The following is a 14,970-nucleotide window of genomic DNA, read 5'->3' as shown; positions in this document are numbered from 1 at the left end:
TCCATGACCCTCAAGGACCGAAGCCAGAAGGGCGAGATCTTCGGCCAAGCAAGCATCGTCAAACGCTGCTTGATCCAAGGCGGCTGCATGGTCGCGAGCAATCAGGGACGATCCGCATCTCTCGGTCATTGACAGGCTCTGGGGCTGGAGGGGTTGCTGGTCTGCAGGTGTGGCCTACGCAATCTGTTTGCAAGGCCCTGACTTGTATTATCTGGTATTAGGCGTCGTCGACGCCCAAGTTCTGTTGGTGCATGATTCCATGAAAGGAGTAAGCGCCATGGTTTATCGGTTCGCTGTCGCTTCAGCGTGTCTCTGGGCATTCTGCGCGCCTGCTCTCTCCCTCGAGCCGCCGGTCGTCTGGCGGGAGCCGGAAACGGGATGCGCCTACCTGCTGACACCTCAGGGGGGTGTGTCGCCGCGCCTTCGACGGGACGGCTTGCCTGATTGTCCCGATGCCTCCGCCAGTTCACGTCTCGTGGATGACGCAGCTCGCGGAATATCGCGGGGGCTCGACACCCTGCAGCGCGAAGTGGAACGTTTGCGCGAGCGCTTTCGCGATCAGCCGCCATCTGAGCGAATGGGCAATCGGACGTGAGACCACGTTGCCAAGCAGGCGTAGGCTCTGGGTTTAAGCACTGCGGTGTGTTTGCCGCGTATTATTCGGCCGGCACGGTAGCAACGTCTGATCTGCTCCCAGCTTCAGGCTCGGCCTTCAAAGTCAGGTCGAATTTCGCACGGGGCAGGTGAACCTCCCGTTCCGGCGCTGGCTCCGGTGTCCGTATCCTGTCGACATTCCCCCGGTCGGAACGCTCTGGCCGGTCCGCAGCAGGTTCACCTCTGCCCCTGAAATCCTCATGCCGATTTCTCCCGCCCATGCCTTGTTTGGCGTTCTTCCGTCTCCGGCGCTTGCGAGACTCCTCTCGGGCTGGGGCGCTCTCAAGCAAATAAGCTCCTTGGTCCCTGCGATCGTAGTGGAGATCTTTCTGCCACGCAGTTGGTCCGATGTTGCGGATCTTGCCTCCCTCAAGAGTGACGACCCGTCCCGACATGCGAATGGTTTCCGGTCGGTGGGCAATGACGATGCGCGTGATGCGCATGTCGCCGAAAGCCGCGTTCACGAGCCTTTCCCGTTCGACGTCCAGATGGCTGGTGGCCTCGTCGAGCAACAGGATGCTGGGTTGGCGGTAGAGCGCGCGCGCAATCACTACGCGCTGCTTCTGCCCACCGGACAGAACGGTGCCCATATCGCCGATCAGCGTACCATACCCCATCGGCATGGCGGCGATGTCGTCATGCACGGCGGAACGCTTGGCGCATGTGACAATGCGCTCGAAGTCCGGCCGTTCGGAGAAGAAGCTGATATTGTCAGCGATGGACCCTGCAAAAAGCTGATCGTCCTGCATCACGACGCCGATCATCGCCCGATAGTTCTCGATCCCGATGCGGGCCAGAGGCTCCCCGCCGATCAGGATCTCTCCATGAGTGGGCTTGATGAGACCAGCCAGCAGCTTCAGCAGGGTTGATTTGCCGCCGCCGGATGGCCCGACGATAGCGACCGATTCCTCCGCCCCGATGCGCAGGCTCACATTGTCCAGCACCCACGGGTCCTGCTCGCTGTAGCGAAAGCTGACATTGCGCAGTTCGATCGACGGGGGCGGTTGTCCTCCAGACGGCGGCGCCAGGGAGGTGCGTGTCTCCGGCTCGGTGAGCGCGATATCGGCCAAGCGCTCCGCGTGAAGCCGCAGCATCTTTAGGTCTACGGCCCGATCGATGAGCACGCTGACGCGGCCGATGAACTGGTCCTTGTAGGCGATGAATGCGAGCAGCAGGCCGATCGACAAGGTGTTGTCCAGGACCTGCCTTGCGCCGAGCCAGATGATCAGGATTTTCAGCAAACCCATGAGGAGGGCGTTGCCGTTTCGGAACAGGAATCTTAGCTTGGATGTCGTGAGCTCCCGGTTGGTCGTCTCCACAAGCAGATTCAACCAGTGCGCCCGGCGATCCTCCTGTCCGTTAAAGAGCTTGATGGTGCGAATGCCCCGCAGGGTTTCCAGGAAATGAGTGTCGAGCCTTGCGTCCCATACGATGGCTTCCATGGAGGCTTGGCGAAGGGGCGTGTACAAAGCCCACCGGAGAAGACCGTAGACAACTGCGCCCGCTACCACGATTCCCGCCATGCCGGGTGCGATGACCAGCATGATGGCAAGCGTGAGCCCAGCCATAAGGCCATCCATGACCGCTTCAATCAGTTCGGTGGTAATTGCGTCAAGGATTGTTTCCTGGGAATGGAACCGCGAAGTGACATCGCCCAGGTGTCGAGCCTCGAAGAACGACGCTGGAAGGTTAATGAGATGGGAGAACAGGTTTGCCCGCGACTGCACCTTCAGCGTCGCGCTCAAGCCCATGAGCATCCAGCTTCGCATTGCGGAAATCGATATCTGCATCAGTAGCAGAAGCATAAATGCGAGCACTAGCGTGACCAGCAGGTCCCGGTCGGCGGAGACCAAAGCGTGATCGACCACCCATCCCAGGAACAGCGGAGAGGCCATCGCGAAGACCTCGATGGCCAGCGCGAGGGACAATTGATGGGACAGGGCCCGCTTCACCCCGACCATGCGGCCCAGCAGCCTACGGAACCGGATACGCGGCGGCGCGGCCGCAGGCTCGAAACGGTCGGTGGGATAGAGCTCGAGCGCCACCCCCGTGAAGTGGCGGGAGAAGTCCGCTTCCTTCATGCGGCGCACGCCTACGGCGGGATCATGGATTACCACACCGGAGCGTCCGACGCTGACCAGAACGACGAAGTGATTGAGGTCCCAATGCAGAATGCACGGCAGCCGTAGCTTGGACAATTCATCGACATCGAGGCGCAACGGACGCGGCGCGAAGCCGAGTTGGTCGGCAATGCGTACGAGCTCCTTGAGCGTCGCGCCTTTCAGCGACAGGCCGTAACGCCGGCGCAGGTCCGCCAGATCCGCCTCGTAACCGAAGTAGCTCGCTACCATGGCGAGACTTGCGAGGCCGCATTCGGAGGCCTCCGTCTGCAGGATCATCGGAGCGCGTCGTCCCCAGCCGAGATTGAGACGTTCGACGGCGCTCATGCGGCCCACTTCCCGCTGATACTGAACAAGGGTTCGAGCATCCACTCCACGAGCCGGCGGCTCTCCAAAAGTACGTCGGCTTCGAGCTGCATACCCGGCTGCAGGGGCATCTGCTTGCCATAGGCGACGACGCTCTGCTGCGAGAGAGTGACGGTCACACGGTAGACGGGCTCATTCGATCCGTAGAGCGCCGTCAGACCGGAGAGTTGCTGGGTCATCTCAGACGGGCTGACGGCGGAACGTGAGACAGATGTCACGATACCCTCGTGGAAGCCGAATTTTTGGTAGGGAAACGCCTCATAGCGCAGCAGAACTCGCTGGCCCTCACGGAGGAACCCGATGGCGCGGCTGGGACTGAAGAGCTGAGCCTGCAGCGTGGCTCCCGCGGGAACGATGTTCATCAGGGGAACGCTGGGCTGGGCGTTGCTGCCCTTCTCGATTTGCAGTCCTGTGACCGTGCCGTCCTCAGGCGCCAGGATCACGATTTCGCGGCGCTCTTCGGCTTCTGCGAGCTCCTGTTCGAGCAGCGCCACGTTTCGCTCGATTTCGGCGAGCTGCGTGAGACGCCGCAAGGGAATCTCCCGTAGCGAAGCCTTCATCTGCAGGTACTCGCGTTGCAAGGCGGCTTGAGTGCGCTCGAGAGATTGCAATTTCGCCGCCTCTTGGATTCTCTCCCGCTCGGCCTCCTCCAGGCGCGGTTGCGGGACGATATCGCGGGCGCGCATGGCCCGTGTTCGCTCGGTGACGCGCTCGCTAAGCTGCAGGCGGGAGCGCTGAAGGTTCATTTCCTGGACCAGATATTTCTGCTCGTCTTCAAGCACCCCGATGCGCTGCAACAGGTCGGCAGTCTGTTGGGCAAAGAGGCGGTCCTGGGTGAGTTTTTCCGCCGACATGCTGTTGCGGCGCTTCGTCAAGCGGTCGACGACTTCCTGACGTGTTGCTCCGGCCGCCTGGCTCTGCATTTCGGTCGAGACCGCCAGAAGGGGCGCACCTTTCTTGACGTCCATGCCCTCCCTCACGTGGATTTGAGTAATGACCCCCGTTTGCGGAGCGAAGACACGCACGACCCCCTGCTGAGGCACCAGCCATCCGTTGATACGCGCCTTACGGGTATAGGAGGTGAAGAACAGGAGCCCAAGCACCGCCGCAGTGGCAAGAAGCGCCAGAGAGGCAAACATCCAATGGGTGATCCTCGGCTCCAGCAGCACTGTTCCGAGCCACTGCGACTGGTGCTCGACCATCACCTCCGGCCGAAACAGCGGTTGGGCAGGGGGCTGGGCCGGAGCCGGCTGAAGGCTTCGCTCGGAGATGTCGAGCGTTGTGCGAGGAGCTTGGGTGGCGGTGTCAGTCCGCAACGTTGTGATCCTGTACCTCGAACTTTATGTCGATCATCTGAACAGGGCGAGGAATGCGTTGCACCTTGCGGATCCTCGGGTCGAGAAAATCCTTGAGCAGCGGCGGTCGGGCAGCCTTGAAATAGAAGGCCGGAGCCTCCTGCACATCCTCGCCGGCGATGAGGTTGAGTTCGTCCCTGCGTGTGACTGTTTGAATGATGCAGGGGGCGTGAGTGACGCCATGATCGAGCAATGCGAATGCTCGGTGATGGCCGTTGTGCAGGAGCAGACGGTTGTCGGATTGTATTGCCGTCAGAAAGTTCGAGCTGAAGCCGACGACGAGCCCCATGATCACGGCGGTAGGTCCGAACCGTTCCCCGCCGGCGATTTGGTCCGAGCGGAGAAGGGCCGCTTCGCGGAAGCGAAGGTCGGATGAGTCCGATGTGAACGAGTAGCGCGTCCCGCTGATGCGCCTGATGTTGATCTGCGGTCCGGGGCGGTCGATCGGGTGACAGAAGCGAAACACTTCCTCGGCGCCAGGCTGTGCGGGCAACTGCTGCCTTAAGCGATTGGTATGGGTCAGGTTCACATGCAGCTGCGCCACGACCAGTCGCTCCAGCTCCACCATCGCAAAGCGTGTGGGAAGCATGTCGTAGGAGCGGCGAAAGCACGCATTCGCTCTGACGTCGTTCTCGAGAGGCTTCAATGATTGCGGAAGATCGTGGATCCCGATCTTGTCCGCAATGCCTGCCTCGCTGATCTCAAGGTCATAGTAGTAATCGTTCGCCGTGCGCCATTCGTCCACGAGAGCCGAACGTGGGAGGGCCTTACCGTCGATCACGTGGTCCTGCACGTAGTCGAGATAATGGTGCAGGGGCGGTTGGCCGAGCAACCACAGTTCCTCCTGCGCGCCATCGCGCTGGGTGACTTGTTCAGCCCAGCCTGGGAGAGCATCCATGCCTCAATCTCTATCGCATCTTTAAAAGTGGCGTTTGAAGAAAAGCTTGTCATCCTGCGGACAGAAGCCCGGCGCGCCGGAAGAGGTCCAACGCGCCGGCGCCAGAGTGATTAGTATTTCTTGCAGTACTTCTTGCTCTTGCTGTGGCTCTTGCTATGGCTCTTACTTCTGCTCTTGCTGTGGCTCTTGCTGCCCCTCTTATGCTTATATTTCCGGGGAGCACATTTACCGCCGGCACCGTAGACGTGGCCAAGCTCTTCCATGTTCAGGTCGCGCATTGTTTTAGCTCCTGTTGTCTTGAATTATTTATTCATAAAAGCGGGACGTCCATTGCATGTATGCGCAATGTATCCATGCCGCTAATGCTAATAAGATTTGAAAAAACACAATTTATCAATTCACCCCTCAGAGTATTGTTTAAAATCATTTTGATTAGATTTGTTATAAAATTATAACTCTTGTGTTGTAATAGTAATTATATATAGAAAAGTCAAAAACGATCGCGCCGTAAATCCAGCGCAAGTATCCTATATAAAGACTATAAGCTAGTCAGGACCGACTATTGATCAGTCGAAGACATAGTCGCTCGATTTACCGGTGGCAAAGCTCATGGCGTTTCCTGTTCTGGCAGCTTCTGAGCCGGCGATCATTGCGCCAGCATCGGCACCTTTCCCATAGACGCCTTGGTTGGAGAAATATTCCGGAGCCGACTAAAAACCGCCCACTTCAAAATGGCTACCGCCGATGAGTGGTGATCGGAGAGGAATAAATGGCCTATCTTGCGGCTCTGTCGCTGGTCGAGTCCGCGGGTGGGCGGCCTTTCGCAGCCGCGCTTCAGAGCAGGTTTCATGGATGAGATTGCGGCGCTGATCGAGCCGAACATATCAGCCTTGCGCCGCTATGCTTTCGCGCTTACGCGCGACGGTGATCTTGCGGATGACATGGTCCAGGATTGTTTGGAACGTGCTGTCAGAAAGTGGCACCTCAGAAGTTCTGATGGAAACTTGAGGGCATGGTTGTTCGCCATCCTGCACAACGTCTTCGTGTCGCACATGAGGGGTCCTTCCAGGCGAGGGCACCAGGTCGATCTGGAAGGTGCCGAGAACACGCCGTGTCCGACCATGAGCCAGGAGCGTCACTTGACCGAGCGGGATGCCTTGGCAGGGCTTGATGACCTTCCGCCCGAGCAGCGGGAGGTCCTCTTGCTGGTTGGGGTCGAGGAGCTGTCCTATGCTGAAGCCGCCGAAGTGCTCGGCATTCCGATCGGTACGGTTATGTCCCGGCTGAGCCGTGGACGAGAGGGATTGCGTCGGTTCATGGAGACCGGCTGCTCGGAGCCCGTAAGGAGCATCAAGTGAGCAAGGTCGAGCGGCCAACGGAGGCGGAGCTGCAGGCCTACGTGGACGACAGGCTCGGCTTCGAACGAAGGGTTGAGATCGAAGCTTATCTTCTGGCGCATCCGGCGGCTGCCTCCCGTATCCAGTCCTATCGGAAGTCGCGCCATGATCTTCAAGAGGCTTTGCGTGCTAAGCTCAGGGAACCGATCCCACGGCGTCTCCGCGTGAGCGGGTCTTCGGCAGGCGCGTGTTGCCCGCGCCGCTGCGGTTGCATTCGCAGCTTTTTGTCTCGTGTTAGGTTTTCTTCTGGGATGGTCCGTACGCAACTTTGATATCCCGCCACTTGGGGCCTCGGCCCAGGTGCGTGCCCTGAAGCATGATGCAACCTCCGCTCACCGCCTCCTTGCTGCAGGCGGGCTGGCCAGTGCGTTTCTGACAGCCGAGGAAGCCCAACTCCAACGGTGGGTGCAGAGGAGAGTAGGTGGGTCGTTCAAAATCCCCGATCTGTCAGAATTCGGGATGCGGTTCATGGGTGGTCAGATCCTTCCCTACAAGCAGGACAATGCCGTGGCGCTGCTGCTGTACCGAGACGATAAGGGAGGGCGGGTCACTGTCTATCTCCGGGCTGGGGAGCATGGGCAGACGCGTCTGCATTCAGCCCGCCTTGACGATACGCTGGTTTTCTATTGGCTCGACAGCCGGTGTGGCTATGTGGTTGCCGCTGCCCCGGATCTCGAACGCCTGTCGAATATCGCGAAAGCAGTCTATGATTATTTCGAGAGGCCCAGCGACGACGGCGCGCGCCTCTGAAGCTGTGCCGGAAGAGGGCGGTTGATCCTGCCGGACGTCTGCCAAGCCTTCGGAACAACGCCGCATGCAGTTGATTGTCCCACAGAACGCTGCTGTGAGGAGCCTGTGCCGAACATTCCATTGCCCAATCAGCCCTATCCGGAGCCGACGCCGGCGGATCCGAACCCAGCCCCGACGCGCCCACCTGAGCCGTCAGAGACGCCCCAGCCCGAGCCCGTCGGCGTGCCGCCAGCCTCTGCTCCGGAAGGACTTCCGCCGTCCAACGAGCCTGTCGGTGTACCACCGACCTCGCCGCAGGAGATTCCCGTAACGCCGACGACTCCACAGCCCACGGCTTAGAAAGCTTAGCCGTTCAGCTCTCTGACGCGGTAGTGAAGTGGCTGACAATTCATTCAAAAGCTGTTGTTGGTGCTGCTCGCGACCTCGGCAGAACCGAAATACCAACCCTTTCGGTCCGGCCGGGCGCTGTTGGGCGTCCAGTGCCGCGTCCGAGCCAAGCCAGGACGGACATTATAGACCGGGCGCCATTGATGCTTGGTGGCACCGCGCGACCGACTAGCGAGAAGCCAGCCGAGGGCGCAGCGGACCGCTCCGGCAACGGCAATGGCCGCGAACGGATGTTCCACGATCCGATGCTGCACCGCCTCAAGGTGATATCCATCTGAGCGCATGGCTGCAGCGCCCTTTCGCCAGCTCTCGGGAACATAGGCTTCGCCGCGCCGATAAAGATTGCGCGCGACACTGGTGGCAGCATCCGCAATGTGCTGCGCAGAGGTTTCGGTTCTCATGTCCAGTCCTTGATCAAGAGGCTTCAACGCCTCGTGAAGTATTCCGGACGAATGTCGTGCAGCTACGCTCCGCGCGCCCGACATCGTCCATGCCGGTGGATCGCTTGCCGGGAAGCTCTCCTCCACGGTCTCATCGACAAGTTGCTCTGCTTCTCCGAGGTCTCTTTCCGCAATTGCCTGACGCGACTGACCAATCTTCTCGTCGGGCATGCCCGTCTCCGTGAATGCTTCTCGGTGTTCCTGCAGGCCAATGGAGGGAAGGCCCGTTGGTTCCCGTATCGGTCAGTGCATCGGATGAGAGAGGTTGATCGCCTCAACGAACGGAAACTCGTGCACGATGTCTCCGGCCTCGTCCGTGACCTGAAAGTAGCAGGCAGTCCAATTGACGGGTCGCGAGAACTCGGTCTGCATCAAATTCCGGGCCATGGCGAGAGTTGCCTCCCACGCCTCGTCGGCGTCGCGGAAGTCCTGACCCTCCAGGTCGGGAACAACCTCGCCCTCAAGATTCAAGTTGAAGAAATAGCGCGGCATGACATCGCCTTTCGTTGTCGGCTCCGCCGCTGTCACAACAGGACCGGAAGGCCGAAGTTCCGTAACTGGGTTTAGTCGCTCGGGAGCCCGGGCGAGCGTGATCCCGCAGGATCATGCATGCATCTTTGCAATCAATCAGTCGTGGTTATTCGCCCGTCCTTCTCCTATTTTCTGACCAGCCCGGGCAAACAGGCAACCCTATGAAAGGACGCCACAATGCGCCAGAACGGTATCCATCACGTCACGGCAATCGCTGGTCCGGCCCGCCGCAATATCGACTTCTATACTCGGACCCTCGGACTGCGTCTCGTCAAGAAGACCGTCAACTTCGATGATCCCAGCACCTACCATTTCTACTATGGGGACGAGGCCGGGCATCCAGGGACTGTCCTGACCTTTTTCCCGTGGGAGCATGCGGCTCCGGGGCGGCTGGGCATCGGCGAAACCCAGGAAACGGTGTTCCGTGTGCCGGAAGGGTCCGTTGGCTACTGGACCCACCGTTTCATCGAGCACGGCGTGTCCCACGACGCGCTGGAGAAACGTTTCGGCGAGACCGTTCTGGCCTTCAAGGATCCCGATGGCATGAGGCTCGCCCTCGTGGCCGTGCCGGGGATCGAGAATGAGCCGGCCTGGACGACTGGCGAGATTCCGGCCGAACATGCCATTCGCGGGTTCCACAGTGCGAGCCTTCTCCTGGCGGACGCCACGCCGACGGGCGCGATCCTGACGGACGTGCTCGGATTTACCGAAGTCGCCCGGGAGGGAACCCTGGTTCGCTACAAGGCGGGCGATACCGCGATCGGCGGCATTGTCGACCTGCGCGCGGCAGGCAACTTCATGCGGGGCCGGTCCGGCGCTGGAACCGTCCACCACATCGCCTTCCGGGCCGAGAACGACGCCGCGCAGGGCGAGATGGTGAAAAGACTTGCCGAGAACCACGGTATCCACGCCACTGAGCAGAAGAACCGCGATTACTTCCGGGCCGTTTATTTCCGTGAGCCTGGTGGGCTGCTGTTCGAGATCGCTACGGATGATCCCGGTTTCGCGGTTGATGAACCTGCAGCTTTGCTGGGGCAGGCCCTCAAACTTCCACGTTTCCTGGAATCCAGGCGACCCCAGATCGAGGCCGTTCTGCCGGAGGTCGCTTGACACGAACCATGCGCCGGACTTGAGCGGGCCGGCGCAATCATCAGACGATCAAGGAGGATCGCATGGACATCGGACTTCTAATCGGCAACCAGGATCAGGCTGCCGGGACTGGAGCCACGTTCGAGCGCAGGGACCCAGTCACGGGCGAAGTCGTCACCCGAGCCCCTGCGGGGAGCGTCGAGGATGCCCGCCGGGCCATTGAGGCTGCGGACGCGGCCTTCGCTGACTGGTCGGAGATGGGCCCAAACCAAAGGCGCTCGCTGCTTCTGAGGGCCGCCGATGTGATGGAGTCCAAGGTTCAGCAGTTCACCGAACTGATGATCAAGGAGACCGGAGCCACAGGTCCCTGGGCCGGCTTCAACGTGAAGCTCGCGGCCGGGATGCTGCGCGAAGCAGCCGCCATGACGACGCAGATCACCGGGGAGGTGGTTCCATCCGATAAGCCTGGCACGCTGGCGCTCGCAATCCGCCAGCCGGCCGGCGTCTGCGTTGGCATTGCGCCCTGGAACGCGCCTGTGATCCTGGGCACCCGGGCCGTCGCAATGCCGCTCGCCTGCGGCAACACCGTCGTGCTGAAGGCCTCGGAACTTTGCCCCGGAACGCACCGCCTGATCGGCGAGGTGTTGTCCGAAGCAGGGCTTCCGCCCGGTGTCATCAACGTGGTGACGAATGCGCCGCCGGATGCGGCGCAGGTCGTAGAAGCTTTGATCGTGCATCCGGCTGTCAAGCGCATCAACTTCACCGGTTCGACCCGGGTCGGCAAGATCATCGCCGAGACGGCCGCCCGTCACCTGAAGCCGGTTTTGCTCGAACTCGGAGGAAAGGCTCCGTTGATCGTTCTGGACGATGCGGATCTCGATGCGGCCGTGAACGCGGCCGCCTTCGGGGCCTTCATGAACCAGGGTCAAATCTGCATGTCGACGGAGCGCATCATCGTTGATGAGGCGGTTGCGGATGAATTCGTCGCCAAGCTCGCCGCCAAGGCAAAGGCACTGCCTGCCGGCAACCCGCGCGATCGGGTGGTTCTGGGATCTCTTGTCAACTCGGAGGCGGCCGAGCGCATCGAGGAACTGGTTCAGGACGCCGTCGAGCAGGGGGGCAAGCTCGTCGCGGGCGGAACCCGGACGGGGACGATCATGGATGCAACCCTTGTCGATCATGTGCTGCCGGGGATGCGCATCTACAGCGAAGAATCCTTTGGGCCGGCCAAGAGCATCATCCGCGTGAAGGGGATCGAGGAGGCTATACGGGTCGCCAACGACACGGAGTACGGCTTGGCGTCGGCAGTATTCGGCCGCGACATCCAGCGCGCCATGAAGGTTGCAAAGCGGATCCAGTCTGGCATCTGCCATATCAACGGTCCGACAGTCGGTGACGAGGCTCAAATGCCCTTCGGTGGCGTGAAAGGGTCAGGTTATGGTCGCTTCGGCGGCAAGGCCGCCATCGCCGAGTTCACCGATCTGCGCTGGATCACCATTGAGGATCCTGACCAGCATTACCCGTTCTAGCATCCAAGAAGGTTCATAAGCACTCGCGCCGGAAGTCTATCTGGGATATCGACATTTTTGGGCGGACATCACGGATTCCCTCAAGACTCCATTTGACAGCCAGAGGGCGGGAGGCTACGAGCGCGTCTCCTTCGTTCGTCGAACCGCTCCGGCAGTTCGAAATCACCCTGCGAAGGATGTTACGCGGGCGTAGCTCAGTCGGTTAGAGTGCCGGCCTGTCACGCCGGAGGTCGCGGGTTCGAGCCCCGTCGCCCGCGCCACTACACTTCTTCAAGAGCAAGCCGCAGGTCCTCCGCGTTCAAAAGGGCGCGTCGCTCGGCGCGCTCGGTCGCCTCCTGAGAGCATTTCTCCAGATGGGCCGACTTGTTGATGACCTGAAGATTCGGCACACCCCAGAAATCGAGCAGTTGCGGCCAAGAGCGTTGGCGATGCTCCGACCAGACAGCGAAAAGCGGGACGCGGTGGTCGACTTCGGAGGTCTTCAGCAGGCGGCGCCCGGTTATCGGACATTTGCGACCCTGGCGCAGCTTGAGAGCCTTCAGATAGTCTGTCGGAGCATTCCAGAGCGTCCAGGCGACGACGCAACAGGCGTGCCAAGTGGCGTTCTTGTTCGGCTTGCCATCCCCCCATGCATCACAATGCCAGCCGAGACGGTAAACTGGTTGTCCGCACACGCAGCAATGTCCAGGACCACGATCGAAAGCGGGTTCGCGGTATGGGGCAGGGGGCGCCCGAAACGACATCGGCAGACCCGATGATTTGCCGGTTCCCAGCTGCCATTGCCACCCCTCGGGTGCTCCGCTCTTTGCCGCGAGTGCGCGGGCCAGCCGGTCGGCACGCAGGGGATGATGCCGCCAATACGACTCGACGGCCCGGCGTTGCGTCGGCGGGATCAGCGGCTGTCTGAGAGCATGCGCCAGGACGCAGGGCGGAAACAGCTGCGAGAGACGCCTCTCGAGCCGAACGCGGGACTTTTCGTTTCTCTCATCTCTCCAGGCGGACATGGCACCTGTCTATCGGTCCAGATGCTTAATTTTTGCTGAAGACCTACGACGGCCGGCGATTCTCCAAATGGCAAACAGAATCGGAGATACGGCTCCTGGTCGAGCCAGGAGCCGTATCTCCGATAACAAGACGGTCGTCAGGAGCTAGCGACGACGAGCATGCCGGGAGCGACGCTGGGGCCGTTCCTCGCCAGGGAGCAGGCTATAGACAGCCAGACCCGCCAGAACGCCGGCTCCGAGCAGCAGAAGCGGGTTGGATTTCATCGTTTGGAACGTGCCCGACGCCGCCCTCTGGAGGGTGAATCCGGTGGGGGACTGGTGCATGATCTGCTCCACACGAGGCAGATTTTCCTCCCGGGTATGAACCGTGAGATCGTAACCCTCGTCGTCCTCGTGCCGGTCGAGATCGATGCTGTTTCGGGCGAATCCGCTTGAGACGAGCCGTTGAACGGCTTGATCGGCGGCTTTTCGGGACGGAAAGGTTCCGTGGGCGACTGTAGTGCTCGGCATTAACGGCTACTCCTTGGGTTGCTCACGGGAATGGCCAAAGGCTGCCGAAGGTTCCTTTCCACGCTTCCGGGCCCACAGGCGCCGGCTCCTCTCAGACGGTCTCCGCAGCCCTAACTGACTTTTTACCTGTCGGATCCACATTGCAGGACAACGTCAGCCGATGAGCGGATGGTCCGCTCCAACAAACCAGATCAAATGCAAACGAAACAACAGTCTCCGTTTGAATTGCCCGCGAATCATGATTCGGCATCAGAGCTGGCCGCCCAGCCGAACCCGGCCGTCATTCCGTCGGATCAGACGCCCCTGCCGGCCCAGGCTGCCCCAGTCGCGGGCGCTGCCGGCTATCAGGCCGTCGCCCCGAGCTGGTGGCAGGCCTTCGTGGTCGATAAGGGAGTCACATCCACCCGCACGCCGGACCGCTTCCTGCGGGAGCGCAGCGGGCGGCCGGCCGAGTCCCGTCCGGATGCGGTGGCCCCCGCTCCCCGGGTAGCCCCGGCAGGAGTGCGATCCTCGGTCAACCCACGGACTGGCGCGCCTGCTCAGAAGGTAGCTCCGCCCACCTCTGTTCGCCTTCGGGCCGAGCCCATCCAGGAGCCGACCGTTCACAATCAGATCGCCGAGCTCCGTTCGGCCTATGCGTCGAGCACACCCGGTGCACAGGCACCCGAGCCCGTTCCATCGCCTGTAATCGCCCAGCCGGCCGAGCAGGCCGAAGCGCCCACCCGCGGCATTGATCTGCCGGCGACCTCATTCGCTTGGCAACCAAGCCTGTACCGGGTGGGGCCTGTCTCACTCATGGGTTCGTTTGCCCCTTCAGCCCAGACGATCGAGCACGAACCCGGCGTGAAGATCGATGAGGTCGTCGCTGAGGCGAAGCCTGCTCCAGTGGAACTCGATGCATCCGACGACCTCGATAGCGGATATCTGTTTCTCTATGGAGACGACGTTCCAGGGCCGGCACCGCGCCCGGAGAGGGTTTCGGTAGGGCAGGGGGGTTCGAAGCCTGTGCCGAAAGATGATGGTTCAGCGCCAACCAAAGTCGCGGCTTCGGAGCCGGCTCCAACGGTTGTCGCGGAGGAGGTGCCGGAGACGCCTGTCACCCGTCCCATCATACCTGTGCTGCCGGCGGTTGTGACCGAAGCACCATTCCTGCCGGCTCCCGTTCCGGCACGGATCCTTCCCCCGCGTTCCGCCATCAACGACAATGGATCCTACGAGTATCCGCACATCGAATTCCTGGCCGAGCCACCCGTTTCCGAAGGCCCCGCGCTGACAGAGGACATCCTCGAAGAGACCGCGGGACGTGTCGAGAAGACGATCCGCGACTTCGGCGTCAAAGGTGAGGTGATTCATGTCCATCCCGGTCCGGTGGTGACGCTCTATGAGTTCGAGCCGGCTCCGGGCACCAAGTCGTCGCGGGTGATCGCGCTATCCGAGGACATCGCCCGCTCCATGAGCGCGGTCTCGGCCCGCGTCGCGGTCATCCCAGGGCGCAACGCCATCGGCATCGAGCTGCCTAACCAGAAGCGCGAGACGGTTTTCTTACGCGAATTGCTTGCAAGCCAGGATTTCGAGACCTCGAAGCACAAGCTGCCGCTTTGCCTCGGCAAGACCATTGGTGGTGAGGCCGTGATTGCAGATCTGGCGCGCATGCCGCATCTGCTGGTGGCGGGCACCACCGGCTCGGGCAAGTCGGTGGCCATCAACACCATGATCCTGTCGCTGCTCTACCGATTCACTCCGGAAGAGTGCCGGCTGATCATGGTCGACCCGAAGATGCTGGAGCTCTCCGTCTACGACGGCATCCCGCACCTGCTCACCCCCGTCGTCACGGATCCCAAGAAGGCGATCATCGCCTTGCGCTGGGCGGTTCGGGAGATGGAGGACCGGTACAAGAAGATGTCGAAGCTGGGGGTGCGCAACATCGACGGCTTCAACGC

13 protein-coding genes and 1 tRNA gene are annotated in these 14,970 nt (G+C 61.1%); 6 read left to right on the top strand and 8 right to left on the bottom strand.

Features of this window, described 5'->3' with window-relative positions; genetic code table 11:
• Positions 1 to 656: 656 nt before the first annotated feature.
• From DRB19_RS15810 to DRB19_RS29990, 4 genes are all read right to left on the bottom strand, one after another.
• The gene (locus DRB19_RS15810) at positions 657 to 3,101 is read right to left on the bottom strand and encodes a peptidase domain-containing ABC transporter (protein WP_114186996.1); all 2,445 of its coding nucleotides are present in this window, start codon (positions 3,099 to 3,101) and stop codon (positions 657 to 659) included.
• Complete coding sequence (locus DRB19_RS15805) at positions 3,098 to 4,456, bottom strand: beta-barrel domain-containing protein (protein WP_245439555.1); 1,359 nt, start codon at positions 4,454 to 4,456, stop codon at positions 3,098 to 3,100. Before DRB19_RS15805 ends, DRB19_RS15810 begins: the two co-directional genes overlap by 4 nt.
• Complete coding sequence (locus DRB19_RS15800) at positions 4,446 to 5,393, bottom strand: hypothetical protein (protein ID WP_114186995.1); 948 nt, start codon at positions 5,391 to 5,393, stop codon at positions 4,446 to 4,448. The genes DRB19_RS15805 and DRB19_RS15800 overlap by 11 nt, the downstream gene beginning before the upstream one ends.
• Positions 5,394 to 5,503: 110 nt before the next feature.
• Positions 5,504 to 5,671: a hypothetical protein gene (locus DRB19_RS29990; protein ID WP_162815712.1), complete on the bottom strand. Its 168-nt coding sequence runs from the start codon at positions 5,669 to 5,671 to the stop codon at positions 5,504 to 5,506.
• A 570-nt stretch (positions 5,672 to 6,241) separates the two neighbouring features.
• Between DRB19_RS29990 and DRB19_RS15795 the strand changes: the two genes are divergently transcribed.
• Positions 6,242 to 6,751 (top strand): RNA polymerase sigma factor, encoded by a 510-nt coding sequence (locus tag DRB19_RS15795; protein ID WP_114186994.1) that lies wholly within the window; start codon positions 6,242 to 6,244, stop codon positions 6,749 to 6,751.
• A gap of 507 nt (positions 6,752 to 7,258) precedes the next feature.
• The gene (locus tag DRB19_RS15790) at positions 7,259 to 7,540 is read left to right on the top strand and encodes a hypothetical protein (RefSeq protein WP_147021765.1); all 282 of its coding nucleotides are present in this window, start codon (positions 7,259 to 7,261) and stop codon (positions 7,538 to 7,540) included.
• Between the two features lie 392 nt (positions 7,541 to 7,932).
• On the opposite strand, the gene DRB19_RS15780 is transcribed toward DRB19_RS15790, so the two are convergent.
• The gene (locus tag DRB19_RS15780) at positions 7,933 to 8,538 is read right to left on the bottom strand and encodes a hypothetical protein (RefSeq protein ID WP_114186992.1); all 606 of its coding nucleotides are present in this window, start codon (positions 8,536 to 8,538) and stop codon (positions 7,933 to 7,935) included.
• A gap of 72 nt (positions 8,539 to 8,610) precedes the next feature.
• The gene (locus DRB19_RS15775) at positions 8,611 to 8,859 is read right to left on the bottom strand and encodes a DUF6894 family protein (protein WP_114186991.1); all 249 of its coding nucleotides are present in this window, start codon (positions 8,857 to 8,859) and stop codon (positions 8,611 to 8,613) included.
• A 216-nt stretch (positions 8,860 to 9,075) separates the two neighbouring features.
• Here DRB19_RS15775 and DRB19_RS15770 point away from each other — a divergent pair, with 216 nt between their 5' ends.
• The 3 genes from DRB19_RS15770 (at position 9,076) to DRB19_RS15760 (ending at position 11,776) form a co-directional block, all read left to right on the top strand.
• Positions 9,076 to 10,008 carry a ring-cleaving dioxygenase gene (locus DRB19_RS15770; protein ID WP_114186990.1) on the top strand — a complete coding sequence of 311 codons (933 nt, stop codon included), beginning with the start codon at positions 9,076 to 9,078 and terminating at the stop codon, positions 10,006 to 10,008.
• Between the two features lie 62 nt (positions 10,009 to 10,070).
• Entirely contained in the window at positions 10,071 to 11,516 is a 1,446-nt protein-coding gene (locus tag DRB19_RS15765; RefSeq protein WP_114186989.1) for an aldehyde dehydrogenase, read from the top strand.
• Between the two features lie 183 nt (positions 11,517 to 11,699).
• Positions 11,700 to 11,776, top strand: a tRNA-Asp gene (locus tag DRB19_RS15760).
• Here the strand turns inward: DRB19_RS15760 and DRB19_RS15755 are convergent.
• Together DRB19_RS15755 and DRB19_RS15750 are read right to left on the bottom strand one after the other, a co-directional pair.
• On the bottom strand, positions 11,777 to 12,520 hold the full coding sequence (locus DRB19_RS15755; protein ID WP_114186988.1) for a hypothetical protein: 744 nt from the start codon (positions 12,518 to 12,520) through the stop codon (positions 11,777 to 11,779). It lies immediately after the preceding tRNA gene.
• 144 nt (positions 12,521 to 12,664) lie between these two features.
• Positions 12,665 to 13,030: a hypothetical protein gene (locus DRB19_RS15750; RefSeq protein WP_114186987.1), complete on the bottom strand. Its 366-nt coding sequence runs from the start codon at positions 13,028 to 13,030 to the stop codon at positions 12,665 to 12,667.
• Between the two features lie 195 nt (positions 13,031 to 13,225).
• Here DRB19_RS15750 and DRB19_RS15745 point away from each other — a divergent pair.
• Positions 13,226 to 14,970, top strand: a 1,745-nt coding sequence (locus DRB19_RS15745; RefSeq protein ID WP_276330613.1) for a DNA translocase FtsK, incomplete at its 3' end; no start/stop codon positions are given.

This window comes from Microvirga aerophila, from assembly GCF_003332305.1.
Taxonomy (GTDB): domain Bacteria; phylum Pseudomonadota; class Alphaproteobacteria; order Rhizobiales; family Beijerinckiaceae; genus Microvirga; species Microvirga aerophila.
Note: the sequence above shows the minus strand (reverse complement) of the source record. Positions and strands in the feature narration are given on the sequence as shown.